Origin of the sequence: Streptomyces sp. NPDC020490 (genome assembly GCF_044335305.1) — a bacterium.
Lineage (GTDB): Bacteria > Actinomycetota > Actinomycetes > Streptomycetales > Streptomycetaceae > Streptomyces.
Window position 1 is genome coordinate 13289 of the sequence record NZ_JBIRUY010000004.1, and the last position, 25556, is coordinate 38844.

25 protein-coding genes and 1 tRNA gene are annotated in these 25556 nt (G+C 73.8%); 18 read left to right on the forward strand and 8 right to left on the reverse strand.

The window, feature by feature from the left end; genetic code table 11:
* The 3 genes from ACH4ZX_RS06480 to ACH4ZX_RS06490 are packed head-to-tail and all read left to right on the forward strand — an operon-like array spanning position 1 to position 1539.
* Positions 1-372 (forward strand): DUF742 domain-containing protein, encoded by a 372-nt coding sequence (locus tag ACH4ZX_RS06480; RefSeq protein WP_398269099.1) that lies wholly within the window; start codon positions 1-3, stop codon positions 370-372.
* Positions 350-964: a GTP-binding protein gene (locus ACH4ZX_RS06485; protein ID WP_398268442.1), complete on the forward strand. Its 615-nt coding sequence runs from the start codon at positions 350-352 to the stop codon at positions 962-964. Before ACH4ZX_RS06480 ends, ACH4ZX_RS06485 begins: the two co-directional genes overlap by 23 nt.
* Positions 961-1539, forward strand: a complete 579-nt coding sequence (locus ACH4ZX_RS06490) for a GAF domain-containing protein (protein WP_398268445.1) — start codon at positions 961-963, stop codon at positions 1537-1539. The genes ACH4ZX_RS06485 and ACH4ZX_RS06490 overlap by 4 nt, the downstream gene beginning before the upstream one ends.
* A 39-nt stretch (positions 1540-1578) precedes the next feature.
* Here the strand turns inward: ACH4ZX_RS06490 and ACH4ZX_RS06495 are convergent, their stop codons facing one another.
* A complete protein-coding gene (locus ACH4ZX_RS06495) occupies positions 1579-2283 on the reverse strand; it encodes a GPP34 family phosphoprotein (protein WP_398268448.1) in 705 nt (234 codons plus the stop codon).
* A gap of 720 nt (positions 2284-3003) precedes the next feature.
* Between ACH4ZX_RS06495 and tdh the strand changes: the two genes are divergently transcribed.
* The 7 genes from tdh (at position 3004) to ACH4ZX_RS06530 (ending at position 9252) form a co-directional block, all read left to right on the forward strand.
* On the forward strand, positions 3004-4032 hold the full coding sequence (gene tdh / locus ACH4ZX_RS06500) for an L-threonine 3-dehydrogenase (RefSeq protein ID WP_398268451.1): 1029 nt from the start codon (positions 3004-3006) through the stop codon (positions 4030-4032).
* A 53-nt stretch (positions 4033-4085) separates the two neighbouring features.
* Entirely contained in the window at positions 4086-5279 is a 1194-nt protein-coding gene (locus tag ACH4ZX_RS06505) for a glycine C-acetyltransferase (RefSeq protein ID WP_398268454.1), read from the forward strand.
* A 43-nt stretch (positions 5280-5322) separates the two neighbouring features.
* The gene (locus ACH4ZX_RS06510; protein ID WP_398268457.1) at positions 5323-6225 is read left to right on the forward strand and encodes a LysR family transcriptional regulator; all 903 of its coding nucleotides are present in this window, start codon (positions 5323-5325) and stop codon (positions 6223-6225) included.
* 80 nt (positions 6226-6305) lie between these two features.
* The gene (locus tag ACH4ZX_RS06515) at positions 6306-7679 is read left to right on the forward strand and encodes a B12-binding domain-containing radical SAM protein (protein WP_398268460.1); all 1374 of its coding nucleotides are present in this window, start codon (positions 6306-6308) and stop codon (positions 7677-7679) included.
* A gap of 47 nt (positions 7680-7726) precedes the next feature.
* Positions 7727-8311, forward strand: coding sequence for a helix-turn-helix domain-containing protein (locus ACH4ZX_RS06520; RefSeq protein WP_398268463.1), 585 nt, complete (start codon positions 7727-7729; stop codon positions 8309-8311).
* Positions 8308-8850, forward strand: coding sequence for a GNAT family N-acetyltransferase (locus ACH4ZX_RS06525; RefSeq protein ID WP_398268466.1), 543 nt, complete (start codon positions 8308-8310; stop codon positions 8848-8850). Before ACH4ZX_RS06520 ends, ACH4ZX_RS06525 begins: the two co-directional genes overlap by 4 nt.
* A 42-nt stretch (positions 8851-8892) precedes the next feature.
* On the forward strand, positions 8893-9252 hold the full coding sequence (locus ACH4ZX_RS06530) for an MmcQ/YjbR family DNA-binding protein (protein WP_398268469.1): 360 nt from the start codon (positions 8893-8895) through the stop codon (positions 9250-9252).
* A gap of 227 nt (positions 9253-9479) precedes the next feature.
* On the opposite strand, the gene ACH4ZX_RS06535 is transcribed toward ACH4ZX_RS06530, so the two are convergent.
* Both ACH4ZX_RS06535 and ACH4ZX_RS06540 read right to left on the reverse strand, forming a co-directional pair.
* A complete protein-coding gene (locus ACH4ZX_RS06535; RefSeq protein ID WP_398268472.1) occupies positions 9480-10400 on the reverse strand; it encodes a transketolase family protein in 921 nt (306 codons plus the stop codon).
* 20 nt (positions 10401-10420) lie between these two features.
* The gene (locus ACH4ZX_RS06540) at positions 10421-11128 is read right to left on the reverse strand and encodes a transketolase (protein WP_398268475.1); all 708 of its coding nucleotides are present in this window, start codon (positions 11126-11128) and stop codon (positions 10421-10423) included.
* Between the two features lie 251 nt (positions 11129-11379).
* On the opposite strand from ACH4ZX_RS06540, the gene ACH4ZX_RS06545 reads away from it, so the two are divergent.
* Positions 11380-11453 (forward strand) — tRNA-Pro (locus ACH4ZX_RS06545).
* Positions 11454-11550: 97 nt separating this feature from the next.
* Here ACH4ZX_RS06545 and ACH4ZX_RS06550 read toward each other — a convergent pair.
* The gene (locus tag ACH4ZX_RS06550; protein WP_398268478.1) at positions 11551-12183 is read right to left on the reverse strand and encodes a TetR/AcrR family transcriptional regulator; all 633 of its coding nucleotides are present in this window, start codon (positions 12181-12183) and stop codon (positions 11551-11553) included.
* 170 nt (positions 12184-12353) lie between these two features.
* Here ACH4ZX_RS06550 and ACH4ZX_RS06555 point away from each other — a divergent pair, with 170 nt between their 5' ends.
* Both ACH4ZX_RS06555 and ACH4ZX_RS06560 read left to right on the forward strand, forming a co-directional pair.
* Positions 12354-13898 (forward strand): MFS transporter, encoded by a 1545-nt coding sequence (locus ACH4ZX_RS06555; protein ID WP_398268481.1) that lies wholly within the window; start codon positions 12354-12356, stop codon positions 13896-13898.
* 25 nt (positions 13899-13923) lie between these two features.
* Positions 13924-16677, forward strand: a complete 2754-nt coding sequence (locus tag ACH4ZX_RS06560; protein ID WP_398268484.1) for a family 78 glycoside hydrolase catalytic domain — start codon at positions 13924-13926, stop codon at positions 16675-16677.
* A 15-nt stretch (positions 16678-16692) separates the two neighbouring features.
* Here ACH4ZX_RS06560 and ACH4ZX_RS06565 read toward each other — a convergent pair whose 3' ends face one another.
* Positions 16693-17319 carry a helix-turn-helix domain-containing protein gene (locus ACH4ZX_RS06565; RefSeq protein ID WP_398268486.1) on the reverse strand — a complete coding sequence of 209 codons (627 nt, stop codon included), beginning with the start codon at positions 17317-17319 and terminating at the stop codon, positions 16693-16695.
* Positions 17320-17429: 110 nt separating this feature from the next.
* Here ACH4ZX_RS06565 and ACH4ZX_RS06570 point away from each other — a divergent pair, with 110 nt between their 5' ends.
* The gene (locus ACH4ZX_RS06570) at positions 17430-18260 is read left to right on the forward strand and encodes an IclR family transcriptional regulator (protein WP_398268489.1); all 831 of its coding nucleotides are present in this window, start codon (positions 17430-17432) and stop codon (positions 18258-18260) included.
* Positions 18261-19086: 826 nt separating this feature from the next.
* On the opposite strand, the gene ACH4ZX_RS06575 is transcribed toward ACH4ZX_RS06570, so the two are convergent.
* Genes ACH4ZX_RS06575 through ACH4ZX_RS06585 form a run of 3 tightly spaced genes read right to left on the reverse strand, consistent with a single transcriptional unit; the run spans position 19087 to position 21859 of the window.
* Positions 19087-19917: a 2-keto-4-pentenoate hydratase gene (locus ACH4ZX_RS06575; RefSeq protein ID WP_398268492.1), complete on the reverse strand. Its 831-nt coding sequence runs from the start codon at positions 19915-19917 to the stop codon at positions 19087-19089.
* Entirely contained in the window at positions 19914-20864 is a 951-nt protein-coding gene (locus ACH4ZX_RS06580; protein ID WP_398268495.1) for a 3-carboxyethylcatechol 2,3-dioxygenase, read from the reverse strand. The genes ACH4ZX_RS06575 and ACH4ZX_RS06580 overlap by 4 nt, the downstream gene beginning before the upstream one ends.
* Positions 20865-20875: 11 nt before the next feature.
* Positions 20876-21859, reverse strand: a complete 984-nt coding sequence (locus tag ACH4ZX_RS06585) for a zinc-binding dehydrogenase (protein ID WP_398268498.1) — start codon at positions 21857-21859, stop codon at positions 20876-20878.
* A gap of 102 nt (positions 21860-21961) precedes the next feature.
* Here ACH4ZX_RS06585 and ACH4ZX_RS06590 point away from each other — a divergent pair, with 102 nt between their 5' ends.
* From ACH4ZX_RS06590 to ACH4ZX_RS06605, 4 genes are read left to right on the forward strand one after another with little or no spacing between them, the layout of a single operon-like run.
* Complete coding sequence (locus ACH4ZX_RS06590; protein WP_398268501.1) at positions 21962-23323, forward strand: SRPBCC family protein; 1362 nt, start codon at positions 21962-21964, stop codon at positions 23321-23323.
* The gene (locus tag ACH4ZX_RS06595) at positions 23320-23655 is read left to right on the forward strand and encodes a non-heme iron oxygenase ferredoxin subunit (protein WP_398268504.1); all 336 of its coding nucleotides are present in this window, start codon (positions 23320-23322) and stop codon (positions 23653-23655) included. Before ACH4ZX_RS06590 ends, ACH4ZX_RS06595 begins: the two co-directional genes overlap by 4 nt.
* Positions 23652-24866 carry an NAD(P)/FAD-dependent oxidoreductase gene (locus ACH4ZX_RS06600; RefSeq protein WP_398268507.1) on the forward strand — a complete coding sequence of 405 codons (1215 nt, stop codon included), beginning with the start codon at positions 23652-23654 and terminating at the stop codon, positions 24864-24866. The genes ACH4ZX_RS06595 and ACH4ZX_RS06600 overlap by 4 nt, the downstream gene beginning before the upstream one ends.
* A 37-nt stretch (positions 24867-24903) precedes the next feature.
* Positions 24904-25479 (forward strand): 3-phenylpropionate/cinnamic acid dioxygenase subunit beta, encoded by a 576-nt coding sequence (locus tag ACH4ZX_RS06605; RefSeq protein WP_398268510.1) that lies wholly within the window; start codon positions 24904-24906, stop codon positions 25477-25479.
* Positions 25480-25556 lie beyond the last annotated feature (77 nt).

A 25556-nucleotide genomic window follows, 5' to 3' on the forward strand; every position in this document is an offset into this window, starting at 1 on the left:
GTGGTGGCGGCCGGCGACGGGCCGTGGCTGGACGACGCGGCCGGACGCCTCGTGCGCCCCTTCACGGTCAGCAACGGCCGCACCCGGCCCACCATCGCCCTGGATCTCATGTCACAGGTGATGGTCACCGGAGCCGGTCCCCTCGGCCATCTCGGGCCGGAACACGCGCAGGCCCTCGCCCTGTGCCGCGCGCCCGTTCCGGTCGCCGAGGTCGCCGCCCATCTCAGGCTGCCGGCCGCGGTCACCAAGGTGCTGCTGTCGGACCTCGTGGACTGCGGGGCGCTGACCGCCAAACCACCCGCGTTCCACGACAACCCCACTGACCGGGCCCTTCTGGAGGCAGTGCTCGATGGACTACGACGACAGCTGTGACCCGTTCCCGAAAGCGCTGAAGATCCTGGTCGCGGGCGGGTTCGGGGTCGGCAAGACCACCTTCGTCGGCGCGGTCAGCGAGATCCCGCCGCTCAGCACGGAGGAACTGCTCACCACGGTCAGCGCCGCGACCGACAGCCTCGACGGGGTCGAGAACAAGGCCGAGACGACGGTGGCCATGGACTTCGGCCGCATCACCCTCGACCGGGAACACGTCCTGTACCTGTTCGGCACGCCCGGGCAGAAGCGGTTCTGGTTCATGTGGGACGAGTTGTCCGAGGGCGCGCTCGGCGCGGTCGTCCTCGCCGACACCCGGCGCCTGGAGGAGTGCTTCGCGGCCGTCGACTTCTTCGAGCAGCGCGGCCTCGGCTTCATCGTCGCGATCAACGACTTCGACGGCGCCCACCGCTACGACCCCGAGGAGGTGCGCGCCGCCATCGACCTGGCCCCCGGGATACCGGTCGTGCGCTGTGACGCCCGCATCTCCAGCTCCGGCGTGCAGACGCTGCTCACCCTGGTCCGGCACCTCATCGCCCAGGCCAAGGCGCCCCTGCCGAGCCAGGGCGCGCACAGGGACGGAGCCCGCACATGAGGTACGACCCGTCGCTCCCGGCCGCTCGTCTGCTGCTCACCCCGGAGGACAAGGAGGCCCCGGCACGGACCCGGCACCTGCGCCGTCTCGGCCTGGGCGAGCACCCGGATCCCGCGCTCGACGCCTACGCGGACCGTCTCGCCGAGCTCAGCGGCGCGTCGTACTCCATGGTCAACTTCATCGACGAGGAACGGCAGTTCTTCGCGGGCCTGCACGTCCCGGCGGGCGGGCCGCCGGTGGTGAGGGCCGACGGCAGCAGGCCGGAATGGGGCCGTCTGCTGCCCCGCGACCACGGGTTCTGCCCCCATGTGGTGGTCCGGCGCAAGGCACTGGCCCTGGAGGACGTCCGCGACTACCCGCGGTTCGCCGGCAACCCGGTCGTCGACGAGTTCGGCGTCCGCTCCTACCTGGGCGCGCCACTCGTCGACGGCACGGGGATGGTGCTCGGCACGGTGTGCGTCGCCGACGTGCGGCCGCGGGCCTGGGGGCAGCCCGGCCTGGAGACCATCAAGTCGGCGGCGGCGGAACTCGTCGCACGTCTGGAGCGACGGCGGGCCGACGGGCTTCCGCTGTGACGCCGCGGGTGCTGAGGGGGTGGGGTGCCCGCCGGCCCGTCACTGGCCTCGCCAGATATTGGCGTAGGCGGACTCCTCGACGGCCCGCCGCTGCCGTACCGCCTCCAGTTCCATCACCGCGTCGCCGACGGCCGCCAGCACCGTCGTGACCACGTCGTCGGCATCGGTGACGTCGTCGGCAAGGGGACCAGTCGGACCAGCCGGACCGGTCGGACCAGCCGGACCAGTCGGACCAGCCGGACCGGTCGGACCAGCCGGACCGGTCGAACCGGCCGGACCGGTCGGCCGGTCCAGCAGGCCGGCGGCCTCAGCCAGCGCGGCGAGGACGGGTTCGCCCGCCGCGCGGCGCGCCTCGGCGCGGCTGCGGGCCGGCGAGTCGACCAGCACCGTCCGCCCGGTGCGCAGCGGGATGCGGCGGCCGCGCGGCCGGGTCGTCAGCCCCTCGCGCTCCATGGCGTCGGCATAGGCCGAGGACAGTCCGCGCCCCCGGCGCCACAGCCAGTCCTCGACGGACTCGTACGGCTCCTGCCGCACGAGCGAGGACGCGGCCCGGTCCAGGAGGGGGTCGCCCGTCACCGACTGCGCGGCGGGCACGAGACGGTCACCGTCCACGAAGAGGGCCAGGGCGTCGACGAGGTCGAGCACCTCGGCGCCGGCGAGTGCGAGCGAGAGGTCGCCCTGTTCCACCGGGTGGCTTGGTGTCACGTCCAGGGCGAGGATCGCGAGGTCCCGTGCGGTGTTCATGAGCGGCTCCACGTCGGTCGGCCGGGTGCGGTGCGCGGGGGAGCGGCCGACCCGCGCGGACCGGTCCTCCCGCGTCGATTGTCGCCGCCGGCCGGGCGTGGTGCCGCGCGTACACGGACACGCGCGCCGCGAACGCGGTCCGTCGCGTCCGGCCGGGGCGCACCGAACGCAGGCGTCCCGGCCGAACGCGACGCACGTGACGGCAGGGCGGAAAGCCGTCCCGCCGGCGCGTGGGGTGGGCGGACGGACGGGAAGCGGCCGCCCGGGCGGCGGGCGAAGGCCCCCGCGCGGGCGATGGACGGGCGGAAGGCGCCCGCGCGGGCGGCGGGCGGAACCTGCCGCTCGGACGGTGCCGAAGCGGCGGAAGACTTCCCCGTGGACGCAGGCGAAGCTGCCGCATGGACGGGCCGGGCGCTGCCGCACGGCCGGCCGCAGACCGCTGCCGCGCGGGCGGCGGGCAGGCGGAAGGCCTGCGCGCGGGCGGCGGGCGGGCGGGACCCCTGCCGTACAGGCGTGCGGGACCTGCCGCGTGGACGGAGGCTGCCGCGGGCAAGCGGTGGCGGTGGTGGGTGTGAAGGAAAGCTGCGGCGCGGCTTAAGAAAAGATCGATGGACCCGGAGGGCCACTGTGCGGCAGATTGCGGGGCGATCCCACTCGCCTGCCCGGAAGCGGCCGCCTCGGCATGCCCGCGCCCGGACCTCACCCACAGGAGCCGTAGCGTTGAAGGCGCTGGTCAAGCAGAAGGCGGAACCCGGCCTGTGGCTCGCGGACGTGCCCGAGCCCGCGGTAGGACCCGGCGACGTACTGATCAAGGTCCTGCGGACCGGTATCTGCGGCACCGACCTGCACATCCGGGCCTGGGACGGCTGGGCGCGGCAGGCGATCCGCACCCCGCTGGTGGTCGGGCACGAGTTCGTCGGCGAGGTCGTCGAGACCGGACGCGACGTCACCGACATCCAGGCCGGCGACCGGGTGAGCGGCGAGGGCCACCTGGTGTGCGGCAAGTGCCGCAACTGCCTGGCCGGGCGCCGTCACCTGTGCCGGGCCACCGTCGGGCTCGGCGTCGGCCGCGACGGCGCCTTCGCCCAGTACGTGGCCCTGCCCGCCGGCAACGTCTGGGTGCACCGCGTCCCCGTCGACCTCGACGTCGCCGCGATCTTCGACCCGTTCGGCAACGCCGTGCACACGGCCCTGTCGTTCCCGCTCGTCGGCGAGGACGTCCTGATCACCGGCGCCGGACCGATCGGCCTGATGGCGGCGGCCGTGGCCCGCCACGCGGGCGCCCGCAACGTCGTCATCACCGATGTCAGCGAGGAGCGGCTGGACCTCGCGCGCAAGATCGGCGTGACCCTCGCGCTGAACGTGTCGGAGGCGGACATCGCCGACGGGCAGCGGGAGCTGGGGCTGCGCGAGGGCTTCGACATCGGCCTGGAGATGTCCGGACGGCCCGAGGCCATGCGGGACATGATCGCCAACATGACGCACGGCGGCCGGATCGCCGTGCTCGGGCTGCCCGCGCAGGAGTTCCCCGTCGACTGGGCCCGGATCGTCACCTCGATGATCACCATCAAGGGCATCTACGGCCGTGAGATGTTCGAGACCTGGTACGCGATGTCGGTGCTGCTCGAAGGCGGCCTCGACCTCGCCCCCGTGATCACCGGCCGCTACGGCTACCGTGACTTCGAGGCGGCCTTCGCCGACGCGGCGAGCGGCACCGGCGGCAAGATCATCCTCGACTGGACCGTCTGATCCCCTTCCTCCGTCGGCACCCTTCCTCCGTCGGCACCTTCAGGAGCCCCCTCATGTTCGACTCCGTCCGAGACGACCTGCGTACCACCCTCGATGAGATCCGCACCGCCGGGCTGCACAAGCCCGAGCGGGTGATCGGCACCCCGCAGTCCGCGACCGTGCAGGTCACCGCGGGCGGCCGGCCCGGCGAGGTGCTCAACTTCTGCGCCAACAACTACCTGGGCCTGGCCGACCACCCCGAGGTGATCGCCGCCGCGCACGAGGCACTGGACCGCTGGGGCTACGGCATGGCGTCCGTGCGCTTCATCTGCGGCACCCAGGAGGTGCACAAGGAACTGGAGGCACGCCTGTCGGCGTTCCTCGGCCAGGAGGACACGATCCTGTACTCCTCCTGCTTCGACGCCAACGGCGGCGTCTTCGAGACGCTGCTCGGTCCGGAGGACGCGGTCATCTCCGACGCGCTCAACCACGCGTCGATCATCGACGGCATCCGCCTGTCGAAGGCCCGCCGCTTCCGCTACGCCAACCGTGATCTGGCGGACCTGGAGACGCGGCTGAAGGAGGCGTCCGGCGCGCGCCGCCGCCTGGTCGTCACCGACGGCGTCTTCTCCATGGACGGTTACGTCGCCCCGCTGCGCGAGATCTGCGACCTCGCCGACCGCTACGACGCCATGGTCATGGTCGACGACTCGCACGCCGTCGGCTTCGTCGGCCCCGGCGGCCGCGGCACACCTGAGCTGCACGGCGTCATGGACCGCGTCGACATCGTCACCGGCACCCTGGGCAAGGCGCTCGGCGGCGCCTCCGGCGGCTACGTCGCCGCCCGCGCCGAGATCGTCGCCCTGCTGCGGCAGCGCTCGCGCCCGTACCTGTTCTCCAACACGCTCGCCCCGGTGATCGCCGCAGCCTCCCTGAAGGTGCTCGACCTGCTGGAGTCGGCGGACGACCTGCGGGTGCGGCTGGCGGAGAACACTGCGCTGTTCCGCCGCCGGATGACCGAGGCGGGCTTCGAGATCCTCCCCGGCGACCACCCCATCGCGCCCGTGATGATCGGCGACGCGTCGAAGGCGGCCCGCCTCGCGGAACTCCTCCTGGAACGCGGCGTGTACGTGATCGGCTTCTCCTACCCGGTCGTTCCGCAGGGCCAGGCCCGCATCCGCGTCCAGCTGTCCGCCGCGCACTCCGCCGACGACGTCGACCGCGCCGTCGACGCGTTCGTCGCGGCGCGGGCGGAACTGGACGGCTGACGGCTGACGGCTGACCGGCCGGAACCTTGCGATAATCGCATCCATGATCGAGGCGCGGCGGCTCCACATCCTCCGTGCGGTGGCCGACCACCGCACGGTGACGGCGGCTGCCGCCGCGCTGTATCTCACCCCCTCCGCGGTCTCCCAGCAGCTCACGGCCCTGGAACAGGAGACGGGCCACCGCCTGGTGGAGCGCGGCGCGAAGGGCGTACGGCTGACCCCGGCCGGCGAGATCCTGCTCAGCCACACCAACGCGGTCCTCGCCCAGCTGGAGCGGGCGGAGGCCGAGCTGGCGGCGTACGGCTCGGGCGCGGCGGGCACGGTCACCGTCGCCGCCTTCGCGACCGGCATCGCCCAGGTCGTCGCGCCCGCCGTGGCCCGCCTCGCCGACTCCGTGCCCGGCATCCGCATCCGGGTGCGGGACGCCGAGGGCGACGCCAGCCTGCCGATGGTGCTCGACCGGCAGGTCGACGTCGCGGTCGCCGTCGAGTACCGCGGGGCGCCGGCGGCGGACGATCCGCGGCTGACCCACATGCCGCTGTACGCCGAGCCCTTCGACGCGGTGGTCCCGGTGAGCCACCGGCTGGCCGACGCGGACGAGATTCCCCTCGCCGACCTGGCCAAGGACCCGTGGATCGGCCCCTACCCCGGCAACCCGTGCCATGACGTGGTGGTCCTGGCCTGTGAGACCGCGGGGTTCCAGCCCCGCCTGGAGCACTCCTCGGACGACTTCCGTGCCGTCGTCGCCCTGGCGTCGGCCGACGCGGGCGTCGCCCTGGTCCCGCGCTCGGCGCTGCGGGGCACGGACCTGACCGGGGTGGTCGTCCGCCCGGTCGACGGGGTCGCGCCCACCCGCCGGGTCTTCGCGGCCGTCCGGCGCGGGGCGGAGGAGCATCCGCTGATCCGGCCGGTGCTCGAGGCGCTGCGGGCGGCGGCACGGGCGTAGGGCCTGTCCGAGCACTTCCCTGCCGGGGCCCTCCTGGGCCTGCGGGAACCGGCGGCCGGTCGAACGCAGTCTCGGACGTCATGCGTGTGACGATGATCCTCCCGGCCCTGACCGAGGCGACCAGCCCGCTGTTCCGGCCCGTCAAGTACTCGCTGTTCCCGCCCCTGGGCCTCGCGACCCTCGCGGGCTACCTGGACCCCGGCGACGAGGTCACGCTCCACGACGAACACGTGGAGCGCCTCGACCTCGACGCCCTCGGCACCCCCGACCTGCTGGTGATCCAGCCGTACATCACCTCGGCCCGGCGCAGCTACGAGATGGCCGACCACTTCCGGGCCCGGGGCGTCCACGTCGCGATGGGGGGCCTGCACGTCACCTCGCTCCCCGACGAGGCGGCGGCGCACGCCGACACGATCTTCACCGGCCCCGGCGAGGACACCTGGCCGCTGTTCCTGAAGGACTTCCGCGACGGCGTCCCCGCCCGCCGTTACGACTCCACGCGGCGCACTCTCGCCGGACTGCCGCCGGTGCGGCGAAACCTGATCAAGCGTCACCTGTATCTGGTCCCCAACTCGATCGTCGTATCGCGCGGTTGCCCGCACCACTGCGACTTCTGCTACAAGGACGCCTTCTTCGAGGGCGGCAAGTCCTTCTACACGCAGGCCGTCGACGACGCCCTCGCCGAGATCGACCGCCTTCCCGGCCGGCACCTCTACTTCCTCGACGACCACCTGTTCGGCAACCGCCGTTTCGCCGAAGCCCTGTTCGACGGCATGCGCGGTTCGGGCCGGCTGTGGCAGGCGGCGGCCACGGTCAACGCCATCCTCAAGCCGGGGCTGTTGGAGCGGGCCGTGGAGGCGGGGCTGCGCAGCCTGTTCGTCGGTTTCGAGACGGTCAACGACGCGAATCTCGCCGAGCGCCGCAAGGACCAGAACATCGGCGCCGACTACGCGGCGGTGGTCCGGCGGCTGCACGACGCCGGGGTCATGGTCAACGCCAGCTTCGTGTTCGGGCTGGACCAGGACGGCCCCGACGTCTTCGACCGCACGGTGGACTGGGCGGTCGCGCAGGGCATCGAGACGGCGACCTTCCACATCATGACGCCGTACCCCTCGACCGGCCTGTGGCGGCAGCTCCACTCCGAGGGGCGCATCCTCCACCGCGACTGGGACCTCTACGACACCCGTCATGTGGTCTACCGGCCGCAGGGTATGACGGCGCGTCAGCTGGAGGACGGCTACTGGCGGGCGTACCGCGAGTTCTACCGCTGGTCGAACATCTGGCGCGGGTCGGCCGCCCAGCCCGGCCGGCACGAGCGGCTGCGGCACCTGGCGTACGCCGGCGGCTGGAAGAAGTTCGAGCCGGCGTGGGACCTGCTGATCCGGTCGAAGCGGGTGGTACGGGCGCTCCCGGCGCTGGAACGCACGCTCGCGGCGTTCGGCGGACGGGAGTGACGCGCCCACAGACACCCTTGTTTCATATCCGGGATATCATCCCGGATATGAAACAAGATGTTCTCGACGCGGAGCCCGACCCCGTCGACGCCCGCCTGGGCGCCCGGCTGGCCGAACTGCGGGCCGAGCGGGGCTGGTCGCTCGGGGAGCTGGCCGAGCGCAGCGGAGTCAGCCGGTCGACCCTGTCCCGGGCCGAGCGGGCGGAGATCAGCCCGACCGCCGCCCTCCTCAACCGCCTGTGCAACGTCTACGGGCGGACCATGTCGCAGCTGCTCAGCGAGGTGGAGGCGGAGCACGCGCTGCTGGTGCCCGCCGCCGACCAGCCGGTGTGGCGGGACCGGGACTCCGGCTTCGTACGGCGTTCCGTGTCACCGCCGCACGCCGGGCTGCGCGGCGAACTGGTCGAGGGGCGGCTCGCCGCCGGCGCCGACATCGCCTACGACCGGCCGCCCGTACCCGGTCTGGAACAGCACATCTGGGTGCTGGAAGGGGCGCTGGAGGTGACGGCGCAGGACGTCGAGCACCGTCTCGGCACCGGCGACTGCCTGCGGCTGCGGGTGTGGGGGCCGACGCGGTTCCGGTGCCCCGGTCCCGAGGGCGTGCGGTACGTGCTGGCGGTGGTGCTGCCGTGATCGTGCGACGGCTGGACCGGGCCGCGCTGGCGGCACGCGTCGAGGAACTGGCCGACCTGCTGGTGGACACCGTGCACGGCGGCGCCTCGATCGGCTTCCTCGCGCCGCTCGACCGGGCGGCGGCCCTCGACTGGTGGACGGAGCGCGCCGCGGAGACGGCCGGCGGACGGCTGGCGGTGTGGGCGGCATGCGAGGGGGACCGGACGCTCGGCACCGTCAGCCTGGTCTTCCCGGACAAGCCCAACAGCCGCCACCGAGCCGAACTGGTCAAGCTGATGGTGCACCGCGACGCCCGCGGCCGGGGCCTCGGCCGCCGGCTGCTGACCACCGCCGAGGAGGCGGCCGCCGCCGCGGGCATCACCCTGCTGCACCTGGACACCGAGACCGACAGCCTCGCCGAGCACCTCTACCGCTCGGCCGGCTGGACCCGCGTCGGCGCGATCCCGGACTACGCGGCCGCCCCCGACGGCGCGCTGCGGCCGACCTCGGTCTACTACAAGCGGCTCGGCGCCGCCGAGCCGGCCGGGGCACCGCTGTGACCAGGTGACTCGATGTCAGTGCCAGGGACTACGGTGCGAGACATGCCGGACGCCGAAGACGTACGCCGTATCGCCCTGTCCCTGCCGGACACGACGGAGAAGACCGCCTGGAACATGCCCACGTTCCGGGTGGCGGGGAAGATGTTCGCCACGCTGCCCGAGGACGAGACCTCCATCGCCGTGCGCTGCCCCAAGGAGGAGCGCGACGAACTGGTCCTGGCCGAGCCGGGGAAGTTCTGGATCGCCGGCCACGAGGCGCAGTTCGCCTGGGTGCGGGTGCGTCTGGCCGCGCTGGAGGACGAGGCGGAGCTGCGCGACATCCTGGCCGACTCCTGGCGCCAGGCCGCCCCGCCGCGCCTGCTCGACGCCCACCCCGCACTGGGGCTGCCGGCCGCGGAGTGAGACGCGGGGGCGTTGTCAGTGCCGCGTGTGATGATCCGAGGGCGAGTGTGGCAGCCGGTGCGGAGGGGGCTCCGGCTGCCACCCGCGCACGTACCCGAGCCGGTCGCGGAGCCGCCGCCGCCGCGACGCACGCCCGGCGGGACGAACATGCGGACCTCGGGGGCACGAACGCGCGGACCTCGGGGGCGCGAACGCCCGGGGCCGCGGCTCGGCTCACGCTCACGCCGTCACACCCCCGCCGTCACCCGCCCGCCGGCGACGAAGCCGGCGATCCGTTCCCGCAGGGACCCCGCGTCCAGGCCGTGGGCGGCGACGTGCTCCTCGATGCGGCCGTAGCGGCGCAGTTCGCGGCGGCCCACGCCCAGGCCCAGCACCCGGTGCGGCAGATCGGCCAGCGCGTCGTTCGCGGCGGCCGTCGACGTGCCCGCCAGGTACGGCTCGACCAGGACGACGTCCGTCCCGGCCGCCTCGGTGGCCCGGCGCAGCGCGGCCGAGTCGAAGGGCCGCACGGTCGTCGCGTACAGCACGGTCACGTCCAGCCCCTCCGTGGCCGTGAGCACCTCGTCCAGGAGCGGCCCGACGGCGACGACCACACCGCGGCCGCCCTCGCGGACCGTGCGGAAGCGCCGCCCGTCGACCTCACGCGGCCGGTCGTTCGTCTGGAGGGAAAGCCGGACGTACACCTTGTCGTCGCCCGCGGCGACCGCGTGCCGCAGCAGGGTCTCGGCCTCGTCCGGATGCCCCGGCACGTGCACGGTCCAGCCGTCCAGGGTGTCCAGCAGTGCCACGTCGCCCGGCGCCATGTGTGTGTATCCACCGGCCGGCCAGTCGAAGGACGCCGCCGCGCTCACCAGCACCGCGCCCACGCCCTGGTGCCCGAGGTCCAGCTTGACCTGCTCGAAGGGCCGCTCGACGAGGAAGGAGGCGAACGTGTGCAGCACGGGCCGCAGACCCGTCAGCGCCAGCCCGGCGCCGGCCCCGACCAGGAGCTGCTCGCGGATGCCGACGTTCACGACCCGGTCCGGATGCCGGCGCAGTGCCTCGGCGAAGCCGTCCTTGCCGACCTCGGCGATGACGACCGCGACGCGCGGATCCTCGTCCAGCAGCCTGGTGGCGACGTCGGCGAAACGGTCACGCATGGTGTCCATGGAAGATCAGAGCCCTTCTGTCAGGAGTGCTTCGGCTCCACCCGGGCCACCACCACGTGCGGGCGGCCCGGATGCGGGGCGGTGAACGCGTCGTACAGCGCCCGGTGGTCGCGGCCGTCGACGGTGACCGCGGACCAGCCCGCGGCCTCGAAGCGGGCCGCGATGCCGCCCGGCCGGGCGTGGCTGGCGGAGGCGTTGTCGACGACGACCGTGTGCAGCTGCCCGAGGCCGGCCGGTCCGGCGAAGGCGATCGCCTCGTGATTGCTGCCCTCGTCCAGCTCGGCGTCCCCGATCAGCACCCAGACGCGCGGCTCGTGCAGGCCCTGCGCGCGCAGCCCCAGCGCCGTGCCGACGGCGATCGGCAGCCCGTGCCCGAGCGACCCGCTGCCGATCTCGGCGCCCGGCACGAGCAGCCGGTCGGGGTGGTGCCCGAGCGGGGAGTCGTAGGAGCCGAAGCCCGGCAGCCACTCCACGGGCACGAAGCCCTTGGCGGCCAGCACCGCGTAGTACGCCATCGGCCCGTGGCCCTTGGACAGCAGGAACCGGTCCCGCTCCGGATCCTCGGCGCGCTCCGGGGTCACCCGCAGCACGCGGTCGTACAGCACCCACAGCGCGTCCAGCGTGGACGTCGCCGCCGGGCCGTGCTTCTCGTCGCCCGTCATCAGCCCCATCAGCCGGGGCAGGTCCTCGTACGTGTACATGTGCCGGTGTGTGTGGGTGATCGTCATGCAGTCGATCGTGCAACCTCGACCAAACTTGAGGTCAACTGCGGCAGGTGACGTCGCGACGGCCCGGTGACGGAAAGTCGCGGCGGCCCGGTGACGGAAGTCGTGGCGGCCCGGTGACGGAAAGTCGCGGCGGCCCGGTGACGGAAGTTCGCGACGGCCCGGGGACGGAAAGCGGTGCGCGATCACCGAGCCGAGTGCGGTATTGTTCTTCTGCGCGCTCGGCCAGGGGAAACCCCAGGTCAGACGGGCACCGGGACGTGGCGCAGCTTGGTAGCGCACTTGACTGGGGGTCAAGGGGTCGCAGGTTCAAATCCTGTCGTCCCGACGGTGCGGAGGGCCTGCGCAGGCGAAAGCCTGCGGGGCCCTTTTCGCGTTCCCGCGCACCGGCTTCCCGCGGGACCGGGACGCTCCCGCGGGCAGGATCACAGGCCCCGGCCGTCGGGCGTGATCGTGCGGGCGATGCGGTCCGCGTGCAGGCGCACGGCGTCGGCCAGGTCGAGGGAGCCCTGGGAGATGACCCACTGCAGTTGCAGGCCGTCGCTGACGGCGATGCACTCCCGGGCGACCGCCGCACAGTCGGTGTCCTCGCGCAGCGTGCCGCGCTCCACGGCCAGCCGGAAGAGGTGGGCGAGTTCGTCGATCGCGCGCCGGTAGCGGTCGGCGAAGAGGGCGTGCGCGGCGCTGGTGGGGTCGGCGGCCTCCGCCGAGGTGAGCACGAACAGTTCGATGAGCCCCGGTTCGGCCAGGTGGCGTTCGGTGGCCGCGACCATGGCGCGCAGCACCTCCGTCCCGTCGGCGTCGTCCGGCACCCCTGCCCACCACTCCGCCTCGGTGGCGAAACGGTGCTCCATGACGGCCAGCAGCAGGTGCTTCTTGCTGCGGAAGTGGTGCAGCAGACCGCCCTCGGTGATGCCGACGTCCTCGGCGATTCGGCTCAGCGCCGTGCGGTGGTACCCCTCCTGCGCGAACCGCTCGGCCGCCGCCTGCACGATCTTCCGGCGTCTGGCGATGCCGACCGAGTAACTGCCGCGCGGGCCCCGGGTGCTGCTGGTCATGGGGTTCACCGTAACCACTCGGCGGTGCCGGAGAGCGCCCGGGTGGCATCCGCCCCCGTCGGCTGTGTGACCTGGATCACTCCACAAAAACCTAGTGCACTCGGTTTTCGGTGCGCATCATCGTCCGGAACCTCGGCGTGACGAAGCGCCGACCTCCCTCCGGAGCCACCATGAACACTTCGCCCGACCCGGCGCGGCCGCAGACCGCCTCCCAGCAGGCGCCTGCCACCGGCCCGACGGCCGCCACCACCGGCACCGAGCGCTGGAGCGCCGCCGAACTGCACAGGCTCACCGCGCTGATCTGGCCCGGCCAGCTCCTGGTGGTGGCGGGCATCGTCGCCGCCAACGCGCAGCCGCAGATCGCCCAGCACTTCCACACCACGCAGATCGCCTGGTTCAGCCTGGCCTTCACCCTGGCCACGATCGTGGCGACGCCGTTCGCGGTGCGGCTGGGCGAGACCTGCGGCAAACGCCGCGTCATGCTCGTACTGGCGGCCGCCGGCCTGGTGGGCGACGTGATCACCGTCCTCGCCCCGAGCTATCCCGCCATGGTCGCCGGCCGGGTGATCGGCGGCCTGTACGGACCGGTCGCCGTCCTGGTGCTCGCCGCGGTCCGTGACCTCTTCCCGCCCCGGAAGGTGGCCGTCGCGCTGGGCACCGTGGCCGGTTCGGTGGGCGTGCTCGCCCTGCTCACCCCGCTGCTGTCCGGCTGGCTGCTGGACGCCTTCGGCTGGCGTGGCGCGCTGTGGTTCCTCGTCGGCTCGACCGTCGTGGCCATCGCGATGCTGCTGTGCGTGCCGGAGACGCCGCGCCGGGCCGCCGCCGGCAGGCTCGACTGGCCGGGAGCCTGCCTGCTCGGCGGCGGCCTCGCCCTTGTCGTCTTCGCGCTCGGACAGGGCCGCGACTGGGGCTGGACCTCCGCGGGGGTCGCCGGCCCGCTGGCCGGGGGAGCGGCCGCGCTCGCCGTCTTCGCCGTCCTGGAACTGAAGGTCGCCGCCCCGATCCTCGACCTGCGGATGCTCGGACGCCGACCGGTGGCGACGGTCCTCATCGGATCCTCCGTGCCGCAGGCCGCCTACTTCGCGTCGCAGACGATCCTGATCTTCCTCGCCCTGTTCCCCGCCATCCCGCACGTCTCCGACGGCCTGGGCTGGACCACCACCCACAACGCGGTGGTCGGCATTCCCGCGGGACTGGTCACCTTCGCCGCGGGCGTCGCCGTGGGCAACGCCGTCCGCAGGGTCAGCCCTCGCACCGTCTGGTACCTCGGCCTGGCGATCCTCACGGCGGGCATGGTGCTGGCCGCGTACCTCCACCGCGACGCCACCCAGATCGTCGTCACCGGCGTGGTGATGGGCCTCGGCGGCGGCATCCTGATGTCCGGCCAGCAGGCCATGATCGTGTCGGTCGTCTCGCCCGAGGAGCAGGCCGCCGCCAACGGCATGTCCGCCCTGCTGACCCAGGTCTTCCTCACCCTGACCAGCCAGCTCCTCTTCACCGTGCTGGCGGCCGACTCCACCGTGGTGCAGGGCACCGCCTTCTACCAGGACCGGGCGTTCACCCACGGCTACCTGGCGATGGCCGCCGTCGTCGCCGTGGGCCTGCTCGTCTCCCTCGCCATCCCGCGGCTGCGCCGCCCCTCGGAGACCGCCCGGGCCGACGCCCCCGACGCCCAGGCCGTACCGGCTCCCACGCCCGCCGCGCCCGCCGCCTGAGCCACCGCACACCGGAAGGAACCCCGTGTCCCCGACCCGCCCCACCCACCTGCGTGTGGACCACCTCGACCGCCCGCTCGGCACGTCCGAGCCCAGGCCCCGCCTGTCCTGGCGACTGCCGCGCGGCGCCGCACGCCAGCTCGCCCACCGCGTCCGGGCGGGCGACTGGGACTCGGGGCGGGTCGATTCACCCGCCAACACCTACGTGCGCTACGGCGGTCCCGCCCCGGCCTCCGCCACCCGCACCGAGTGGCGCGTGAAGGTGTGGACCGACCTCGGCGAGAGCGACTGGTCGGAGCCGTCCTGGTGGGAGACCGGCCTGCTGCGCCCCGACGACTGGCGGGCCCGCTGGATCGAACCCGCGGAGACCACGCCCGCCCAACCCGGCCACCGCCCGGCCCGGCTCCTGCGCCACGGCTTCGGCCTCGGCAGGCCCGTACGGACCGCCCGCGTGTACGCCACCGCGCACGGTGTGTACGAACTCTTCCTCAACGGCCGCCGCGTCGGCGACGCCGAACTCACCCCCGGCTTCACCGCCTACCGCTCCCGCCTCCAGGTGCAGACGTACGACGTCACCGGCCTGCTCACCACCGGCGACAACGCGATCGGCGCGGTGCTCTCCGACGGCTGGTTCCGGGGCCGGCACGGCTTCGCCCGCGAGGCGGACGGGTTCGGCACCCGCACCGCCCTGCTCGTCCAGCTCGTGGTGACGCACACCGACGGCACCCGCACCGTGATCGGCACCGGAACCGACTGGCGCAGCGCCCGCGGCGCCGTCCTCGCCGCCGACCTGATGGACGGTCAGCACACCGATCTGCGCGCGCACGATCCGCGCTGGGCGGACCCGGGCTTCGACGACAGCGGCTGGGACGAGGCCCACCCCGCCGAGGGCGGCCTGTACGCCGACCTCACCCGCCTGACCGGTCCCACCGCGCCGCCCGTACGGCGGGTGGCGGAGATCCGGCCGGTACGGGTGAGCGAACCGCGGCCGGGCCGCCACGTCGTGGACCTCGGGCAGAACATCAACGGCTGGGTCCGGCTGGCCGGCCTCGGCCCGGCCGGCACCCGCCTGACCCTGGTCCACGGCGAGGCGCTGGACGAGGACGGCGACGTCACCACCGACAACATCCGGGCCTTCGACTGGGCCACCCGCCGCCCGCTGCCCGCCGGCCAGGTCGACACGGTCGTCTCCGCGGGCCGCGCGGGCGAGGTGTTCGAACCCCGCCACACCACCCACGGGTTCCGCTACGTGCGCGTCGAGGGCCACCCCGGCCCGCTGACCGCCGACGACGTCACCGGCGTCGTCGTCCACACCGACCTGACCCGTACCGGCTGGTTCACCTGCAGCGACGCACGCGTCGACCGGTTGCACGAGGCCGCCGTGTGGAGCCTGCGCGGCAACGCGTGCGACGTGCCCACCGACTGCCCGCAGCGCGAGCGGGCCGCCTGGACCGGCGACTGGCAGGTGTTCGTGCCGACCGCCGCCTTCCTCTACGACGTCGCCGGGTTCACCGCCAAGTGGCTGCGCGACCTGGCCGCCGACCAGTGGGCCGACGGCGTCGTGCCCAACTTCGTGCCCGACCCGGCCGGTGAGGCCGGCCGCCGCGCGTCCGCCGAGTGCGGCCTGAACGGCTCGGCGGGCTGGGGCGACGCGGCCGTCATCGTGCCCTGGGAGATCTACCGCGCCTACGGCGACCGGGACCTGCTGCGCGAGCAGTACCCGTCCATGCGCGCCTGGGTCGAGTACGCCGCCGGGCAGGCCCGCACCCGCCGCCACCCGGACCGGGCCGCCGCCCGCCCGCACCCGGCGGCGCACGAGGAGTTCCTGTGGGACACCGGCTTCCACTTCGGCGAATGGCTCGAACCCGGCGTGGCCCCCGACCTGGACCCCGCCCGCGACCGCGGCGACGTGGCCACCGCCTACCTGTGCCGGTCGGCGGGCCTGCTCGCCCGCGTCGCCGCCCTGCTCGGCCACCGCGGCGACGCCGCCCGCTACCGCCGCGTCGCCGACGGCGCCCGCGCCGCCTGGCGCCGCGAGTACCTCCGCGCCGACGGCGGCACCGTCCCCGACACCCAGGCCACCCTGGTCCGCGCCCTCGCCTTCGGGCTGGTCCCGCCCCATCAGCGGGCCCGCGCTGCCGGACGGCTGGCGGAACTGGTCCGCGCCGCCGGGACCCAGCTGTCCACCGGGTTCCTCGGCACCGCGCTGCTGCTGCCGGTGCTCGCCGACCACGGCCACCTCGACCTCGCCTACGAGCTCCTGCTGCGGGACACGCCGCCCTCCTGGCTCGCCATGATCGACAGGGGGGCGACCACCATCTGGGAGGACTGGGAGGGCACCGACGAACACGGCCGCCCCAAGATGTCGTACAACCACTACAGCAAGGGCGCCGTCGTCTCCTTCCTCCACCAGTACGTCGCCGGCATACGCCTGCCCGGCGACCCCGGCCTGCCCGGCGACGCCGGCGACCCCGGCCTGCCCGGCCTGCCCGGCGACCCCGACGACCCCGGCCTGCCCGGCGACCCCGACGACATCGGCGCGGCCGGCGCGGGATACCGGCGCTTCGTCGTCGCCCCGCGGCCCGGCGGCGGCCTGACCTCGGCGTCGGCCCGTCACGACTGCCAGCACGGCACCGTCCGCTCCGCCTGGGAGCGGCACGCTGACCGCTTCGCGCTGACGGTGGAGGTCCCGCCGGGCACCGACGCCGAGGTCCGCCTGCCCGACGGCACGCGGACCGTCGCGGGCCCCGGCGTCCACCGCTACGAGGCCCGCCTGTGACCGCGCAGGCCGGCCCTAGCCGTCCTGCCCGGGCGCGCCGCCCTTCACGACGGTCGGCCTCGCCCGGCGGATCTGCGGCACCGTGGTGACCATGTGCACGGTGGCCCGGTCGGTCAGGCAGGAGAAGTGATGCGGGACGTCGCCCGGGAAGCGGGCGAAGTCCCCGGCCGCCAGGTCCACCGGCTCCACGACCGGCCCGGTGCGGACCTTGCCCGTGATCACGTAGACGTGGTGCAGGGTGCCCGGCGAGTGCGGCTCGACGACCGCGGGCTCGCCGGCCGTGCGCTCCATGCGCAGGGACAGCGTGCGGACGTAGCCGGAGCCGTACGTCTCGTCGAGCAGGCGCTCCGACCAGCCGCGGGCGTCGCTCCACTCGCCCTCGGCGTGCCGCTGGACGTAGACCGGGGTGCCCCACTCGGTGAGCAGGCGCCGGGCGGGCATGTCGAGGGCCGCGCCCAGCAGGGAGAGCGTCTCCACCGTGGGGTTGCCCGAGCCCTGCTCGATCTTCGACAGGGTCTGCTTCGACAGGCCCGAGCGGCGGGCGAGGTCGCCCAGGGACATGGCCCGCTCCAGCCGGAAGCGCCGGACGTTGCGGGCCACGAGCTCGTTCTCGCGAGCCAGGGCGTCACTTTTAATGTGCATGTTGTCATTGTTGACGAACCGCCGCCCGGCTCGCATCCTGTGTCACGTAAATGTTTCCACACCGTGTACTCAAATTGACGCGGACCCCTCGAAACTGAGGTGAGCCAACCATGACCTCCCCCGTCGCCAGCACGTCCCGGGACGACCGGGCCGCCGTCGACAAGGCGATCAGTCTTCTCATCGCCTTCGGCGACCGGGCGAGCAGCGGGGTAGGCGTGAGCGAGCTCGCCCGGCGGGCGCGGCTGAGCAAGTCGACCGCGTACCGGGTGCTCGGCATGCTGGAGCGCAACGGGGTCGTGGAGCGGGTCGGCACCGACTACCGTCTCGGCGAACGCCTGCACGACCTGGGGCGCGCGGTGTACGCCCCGGGGTACGAGGGCATCCGCGACGTGCTCCTGCCCTTCCTGACCGACCTGTACGAACTGACCCGGCAGACCGTCCACCTCTCCGTGCTGCACGGCACCGACGTGGTCTACCTGGCCAAGCTCTACGGTCACCGGCCGGCCCCGGTCCCCTCCAGCATCGGCGGCCGGCTGCCCGCGCACGCCACCGCCGTCGGCAAGGTGCTGCTGGCCTACGACTCCCGCGCCGCGGCCCAGGTGACCTCCACGCCCCTGCAGCGCTTCACCGAGCACACGATCACCGACCCGGACGCGCTCGCCGCCGAGCTGGAGCGGATCCGCCGCACCGGCGTCGGCTACGACGACCAGGAGAGCCAGCGCGGCCTGAACTGCGTGGCCGTCCCCGTCCTGGGGCACGGCGGCCGGGCGGTCGCGGGACTGTCGGTGGCCGGCCGCTGCGGTGAGTTCGACCCCCGCCGCCTCAGCGCCGACATGCGCCGCATCGCCGCGGCGGCCTCCCGCGCCTGGACGGTCCGCGCCCCCCGCCCCCGCGCCGCCCACCACCCGGCCGACCTGCGCACCGCCCTGCCGACGGGGTGACACCGCGCGTCGGCACTCCGAGGGCCGACGCGATCGCGCCGCGCACCGCCGACGGGGCCTGCCGTGCGCGACGGGGCCTGCCGTGCGCGACGGGGCTGATGGCGTCCACCGGGCTGCCGTGACCACGCTCCGCGCCGGGCGACGGCCCCGGCTGCCGACTGACGCAACGGTCCCGGCTGCCGACTGACGCAACGGTCCCGGCTGCCGACTGACGCAACGGTCCCGGCTGCCGACTGACGCAACGGTCCCGGCCGTCGCCTGACGCAACGGCCCCGGCCGTCGACCTGCGCGAATGCTCCGCCCGTCGCCTGACGCGGATGCTCCGCCCGCCGCCGGGGCCGAGACTCCGCCCCAGCCGCGAGTAGCTTGCGGCGGACACGACGAGGTCCTGACGCCGGATGGGGCGGTCCCTCGTCGATCCGCCCTGATCGGGGCCCACGCCCCCGGCGCTCTCGCGCCGCCGCCCGTCGACCAGCTCTCCGCCGGGCCGCTTCGTGCCCGGCGGCCGGTGCGTCGCCCCGTTCCGCCGAGCCGGCACATGGTCCTCCGCCCGCCTGCCGTACCGTCCGGACGGCGTGCCGCCCAGCCGGGCTGACGGAATTCCATGCCCGGCCGACCCCGGACCGGCCCCGGACCGACCCCGGACCGACCCCGGAACGGCCTCCGTCCGAACCCCGCCGATCGGTGCTCCGCCCGCCCGATGTGACCGTTCTCTCATCGGCCCGACGCCGCCGCGTGCCGTTCAACCGGCGGAAACCGTCCGGCCAAGTTGACGCCACGGCGTCGGGCAGGTTTCAGCCCACCGGGTCCGGGGCGGTGCCGGCGATCACGTCGTCGTGGCCGCCGACCGAGCCGGGTCCGCGGAGTCCGTGAAGGCGGCGGTCACCGTGCCGAGTCCGGAGATCTCGGCGCGCACGGTGACGCCTGGGGCGATGACGGCCATCGGGCCGAGCGCCCCCGAGAGCACGACCTGGCCGGCCCGCAGCGGGTCGCCGTACTCGCGCGCCGTGCGGGCCAGCCACGCCAGCGCGTTCAGCGGGTCGCCCAGGCAGGCGGCGCCGTCGCCCTCCGAGACGAGGACGCCGTCCGCGTACATCCGCATCGTCGTCGCGCGGGGTTCGAACGCGCTCAGCGGCAGCCGCTCGGCGCCCAGCACGTACAGGCCGCTGGAGGCGTTGTCGGCGACCGTGTCGGTGATGGTGATGTCCCAGTCCGCGACACGGCTGTCGACGATCTCCAGCGCGGGCGCCGCGTACGCGACCGCCGAGCGGACCGCCATCGCGTCCAGGCCGTCGGCGTCGAGGTCCGCGCCGAGGACGAAGGCGATCTCCGCCTCCGCCTTCGGCTGCAGCAGACGCGACACCGGCACCCGCCCGGCGACGCCGGACACGTCCATGTCGGCGAACAGGACGCCGAAGTCCGGCTGGTCCACCCCGAGCTGGCGCTGTACCGCGGGCGAGGTGAGCCCGATCTTGCGGCCCGTCACGACCGCGCCGCCGGCCAGCCGGCGCGCGGTCAGCTCGCGCTGCACCGCGTAGGCGGCCGCCACGTCCCCGCGCCCGAGGAGGTCGCGCACCGGCGCGCAGGGCCGGCGCTCGGCGGCCGCACTCTCCAGCCGGCGCACGGCCTCGTCGATCACCCGGGGGTCCGTGGTCACCGGCCCGCTTCCTGCTGCGCCGTCGCCACCGCGAAGCCCGCGATCCACTCGGGGACGGGAGTGTAGAAGCGGGAGGTCATCCGGTAGGCGCCGGTGGCCGCGAGGGAGGCGAACGCGGCGATCCAGGTGCGCACCTCGTGTGCGGAGCCGCCGCCCTCGGCGGCCATCCAGTCCACCGTCCAGGAGTCCACCTCCGGCAGCCGTCCGCGGTCGGCCAGCGTGTCCAGGACGAGGTTGTCCCACTCCGGGGAGAGCGGGATCATCCGCGTCGAGCCCGCCGCGTAGTCCCGGCCGGCCTGGATGACGCGCTCCTCGCCGCGCGCCCGCTGCTCCGGCGTGGGCGGGTGCCCCTCGATGAGGGCGTCGGCGACCCGCGGCGGGGCGCCCTCCAGCACGGGCACCGGCGGGTCGTGGGACAGACCGCCGGAGGCGATGAACAGCACCCGCCGGTCCAGCTCGGCCGCGGCCTCGCCGACGGCCGTGCCCAGCGCGCGGATGCGGCTGACCGGGCCGAGCGGGGTGGCCACGCCGTTGACGAAGACGGGCACGACGGGGACGTTGGCGATGCCGTCGAACAGCACCTCCAGCGGCTGGGTGAAGCCGTGGTCGACGGTCATCCGTGCCGACACGGTCAGGTCGACGCCCCGGTCGAGCACCCCGCGCGCCAGGGCCTGCGCGGCCTTGGCGTCGACGGACAGCGGGCCCGCGGACGAGCCGAAGTCGCCGACCGCGTGCGCCTCGGTGGCCAGGCAGAAGGGCGGCATCTCCTTGTAGAAGAAGCCGTTGTAGTGGTCGGGCGCGTACAGCACGACCAGCTCCGGGTCGAACGCGCGGACAAAGGCACGGGCCTCGTCGACGGCGGCGTCCACGGCCGCGACGACGTCGGGGGCCGGGTCGTTCTTGCCGATGAGGGGGGAGTGGGACAGGCCGACAACGGCGGCGGTCATGACGGTGCTCCTCAGGAGGCCGAGGGGGAGGGGTGGACGACGAGTTTTCCGGTGAGCCGGCCGTCGATCATGAGCTGGAAGCCCTTGTGGATCTCGGCCAGCGGCAGCGTGCGGTCGATGACCGGACGGACGCCGGTGGCGTCCAGCATCTTCAGCAGGGCCACCAGCTCACTGCGCGTGCAGCCGGTGGAGCCGAGGATCCGCTGCTGGAGGTAGAAGACGCGGCCCAGGTCGGCGGGCGGGTTCATGCCGCTGGTGGCGCCCGCGATCACCACGGTGCCACCGGGGCGCAGGGACTTCAGCGAGTGCGACCAGGTCGCCTCGCCGACGGTCTCGATCACCACGTCCACGCGCTCCGGCAGCCGCTCCCCGGTCGGCACGACGGCCCGCGCGCCCCACGACAGCGCCTCGGCCCGCTTCTCCTCGCTGCGGCTGGTGGCGTAGACGACGGCGCCCGCGGCCACGGCCAGCCTGATGGCGGCCGACGCGACACCGCCGCCCGCGCCCTGCACCAGCACCCGGTCGCCGGCCCGGATCCGCGCCTGGGTGAACAGCATCCGGTAGGCGGTGCCCCAGGCGACGGGCAGGCAGGCGGCCTCGTCGAAGGACAGCCAGGACGGCTTGGGGATCAGATTGCGGGTGGGGACGGACAGGAACTCCGCGAAGGCGCCGTCGTGCTGCTCCGACAGCAGCGCCCGCCCCGGGTCGAGGGTCTCGTCGCCCATCCCGGCGTCCGGGTCGGCGATGACGGGATACACGAGCACCTCGTTGCCGTCCTCGTCCCAGCCGGCGGCGTCGCAGCCGAGGATGATGGGCAGCCGGTCCGGCGGGTGACCGACGCCGCGCAGCGTCCACAGGTCGTGCATGTTCAGCGAGGAGGCGGCGACCCGGACGACCGACCAGCCGGGCCGGGGCCCGGGCGGGGGAACGTCGCCGAGCACGAGGCCGGCCAGCGGGTCGGTCGCGCTCTGGGAAACAGCGGTGGCGGCAAGCATGCGGCCACGCTCTCCCGCGTCACCCACCCCGCGTAAGCGCGTGTGCCGCTCTGCGGAACGACGCGTGGCTCGCCGCCCGGGGACTGCTGTTCCCTTGCGGCCATGACCTCGACGATCGAACCCCGGGGCGCGGCCACCACGGCCCCGAGCGGCGCCCTGCGGCGCCCGGCAGACCTGGCACGGAACATCGACGTCTCCGGCCTCGTCGACAACGAGGGCGGACTGCTGGACCGCGTCGTCTTCACCGACCAGGACCTGTACCGGCAGGAGCTGCGCCGCGTCTTCGCCCCGAGCTGGCTGTTCCTCGCGCACACCGACCAGTTCCACAAGCCCGGCGACTTCTTCACCACGTACATGGGCGAGGACCCGGTCATCGTCACCCTGGACCGGGAAGGCAGGATCCGCGCCTACCTGAACTCCTGCCGCCACCGCGGCGCCCGCGTCTGCCGCGCCGACGCCGGCACCACCCGCAACTTCACCTGCACCTACCACGGCTGGTCCTTCAACCTGGACGGCGCGCTGGTGAGCGTCCCCAACCAGGAGGCCTACCCGGAGTCCTTCGACTCCGGCAAGTGGGGTCTGGTCGAGGTCCCGCACGTGGAGACGTACCACGGCCTGATCTTCGGCACCTGGAACCCGGAACCGGTGCCGCTGCGCGAGTCGCTCGGCGACATGGCCTGGTACATGGACGCCATGCTCGACCACGACGACCAGGGAACGGTCGTCGTCGGCGGGGTCCACAAGTGGGTCCTGGAGGGCAACTGGAAGCTGGCGGCCGAGCAGTTCGCCACCGACTGGTACCACGTGATCATGAGCCACGCCTCCGCGCTCATGGTCCTCGCGCCCGCCGGCAAGAAGCCCAAGGACGAGGTCGTGCACCGCACCGGCCGCCAGTACTCGGACGCCAACGGCAACGGCGCCGGCTTCCCCGTGCACCCGAAGAACCGTTTCGACGCCCAGACCGTGCACAAGTGGATGGACTACGACGCGCTGCGCGAGCGGCTCGGCGACGCCCGGGTCGAGGGCCCGCTGACCAACGGCCACGCCACGGTCTTCCCCAACTTCTCCTACCTGCCGGTCAACGGCTCCATCCGCGTCTGGCACCCCAAGGGCCCCGACAGGATGGAGGTCTGGGCCTGGACCATCGTCGACAAGTCGATGCCCGAGGAGGTGCGGGAGGCGCAGCGCCTGTACAACCTGCGCACCTTCGGACCCAGCGGCATCTTCGAGCAGGACGACGGCGAGAACTGGAGCGAGGTCCAGGCGATCTCGCACGGCTTCATCACCAACAACGTGGCCCTCAACTACCAGATGGGGATGGGCACCGAGCGTGAGGACGGCCGTTACCCCGGCACCACCAGCGAGCTGTACAGCGACGCGGCGGGCCGCGCCTTCTACGGGCGCTGGCGCGAACTGATGAACACCCCCGCCTGGCACGAGAACCGCCACGAGGAGCAGAAATGAGCGACGGCATCCGCGTCGCGGCCCTGGACGACATCCCCCAGGGCGAAGGCATCGCGATCGACAAGTCCGTGACCGGCACGGCCGACAACATCGCCCTGCTGCGCGACACCGACGACAGCGTGTACGCGCTGGACGACACCTGCACCCACGAGACCGCCTCGCTCGCCGAGGGCTGGGTGGAGGACGGGTACGTCGAGTGCCCGCTGCACTCCAGCAAGTTCTGCCTCAAGAGCGGCGAGGTGCAGGGGCTGCCCGCGACGAGGAACGCCTGCCCGCACCGCGTCGAGGTCCGCGACGGCGAGGTCTATCTCTTCCCGGGAGAGACCCCGTGACCGAACGCGTGGTCATCGTGGGCGGCGGCATCGCCGGCGTCAGCACGGCCGGCGCGCTGCGCGCCGGCGGCTTCGACGGCGACGTCACGATCGTCGACCCCGGCGAGTTCCCCTACGACCGGCCGCCGCTGTCGAAGGACTTCCTGCTCGGCGTCAAGAACGGCGAGCAGATCGCCCTCCAGCCCCCGCGGTGGTACGACGACCAGCGCGTCCGCCTGGTGAACCGCACCGCCGTCACCGCCCTGCACCCGGCCGAGGGCAAGGTCGAACTCTCCGACGGCACCGTGCTGCTGGCCGACCGGGTCGTCCTCGCCACCGGAGGCGCCGCCGCCCGCCCGCCCATCCCCGGCATCGGCAGCGAACGCGTCCACGTGCTGCGCACCGCCGAGGACGCCGACCGGCTGCGCCCCGCGCTGGCGCCCGGCGCCGACGTCCTGGTCGTCGGCGCCGGCCTGATCGGCGCCGAGGTCGCCTCCACCGCCCTCCGCCTGGGCTGCGAGGTCACCCTGGTCGACCCGGTGGCCGTCCCGCTCACCGCCGCGCTCGGCCCGGACCTGGCCGCCTGGCTGCACGGCCTGCACGCCCGGCACGGGATCACCGCCGTCCAGGCGGGCGTCGAAGCCTTCGCCGACCGCGGCGAGCGCATCGAGGCCCGGCTGGCGGGCGAGTCCGCGGCACGGTCGTACGACGCCGTCGTCCTCGGCGTCGGCATGGTCCCGCACACCGGACTCGCCGAGCGGGCCGGCCTCGAGGTCGACCGCGGCATCGTGGTCGACGCCGGACAGGTCACCTCCCACCCGCACGTGCTCGCGGTCGGCGACCCCGCCCGCACCCGCCACGACGGCGTCCTGCTGCCCCGCACCGAGCACTGGGAGGCCGCCCGGCACGACGGAGCCCGCGCCGCCGCCACCCTGCTGGGCGCCGAGGCGCCCGCGCCGACGGCCCCCTGGTTCTGGACGGACCGGCACGGCCGCCACGTCGAAGCGGTCGGCCACATGGACGCGGCCGAGCTGACCGTCGTCCGCGGCGGCTTCGACGACCCGTCCTTCGCGGTCTTCGGCCTGCGCGACGGGTTCGTCGTCGCGGCCGCCGCGGTGGACGACTCCACGGCCGTCCGGGCCGCCCGCCGCATGATCGACCGCCGCGTGCCGGCGGACGCCGGGAAGCTGGCCGACCCCGCCGTGAACCTGCGCGGCCTGATGCGCGGCTGACGCGCCGCACCGAGTGGAGAAGGGACCGAACGACACCGTGAGCACCGCAACCCCCGAACAGACCCGGTCGCGGGCCGGCAGGCGCGCCGACCGCGACACCCACTTCGAGGTCGAGCAGTTCTACTACGAGGAGGCCGCCCTCCTCGACGACGGCCGCTACGCCGACTGGCTCGGCCTGCTCGCCGACGACCTGGAGTACTGGGCGCCCACCCGCACCAACCGGCTCCGGCGCCAGCAGTCGCTGTCGGTGTCCCCGCGCGGCGGCACGGCCTTCTACGACGAGACCAAGGACAGCCTGGCCTGGCGCATCCGCCGGTTCGACTCGGGCATGGCCTGGTCCGAGGACCCGCCGTCCCGCACCCGCCACCTGGTGACGAACGTGATGGTCCAGCACGTGGACCCGGCGGAGCACCCCCACTTCACCGAGGACGACCTTCAGGTGCGCTCCGCGTTCCTGGTCTACCGCAACCGTCTCGAACGCGAGGAGAACGTGTTCGCCGGCAGCCGCACCGATGTGCTGCGCCGGGTCGGGGACGGCCTGCGCGTGGCCCGCCGGACGATCCTGCTCGACCAGAACATCCTGCAGGCGAAGAACATCTCCACCTTCTTCTGAGCCCGCCGTCCGAGCCCCTCGTCCGGGCCCCCTCGTCCGGGCCCCTCTTCCGAGCCCTTCGTCTTGATTCCTCCGAT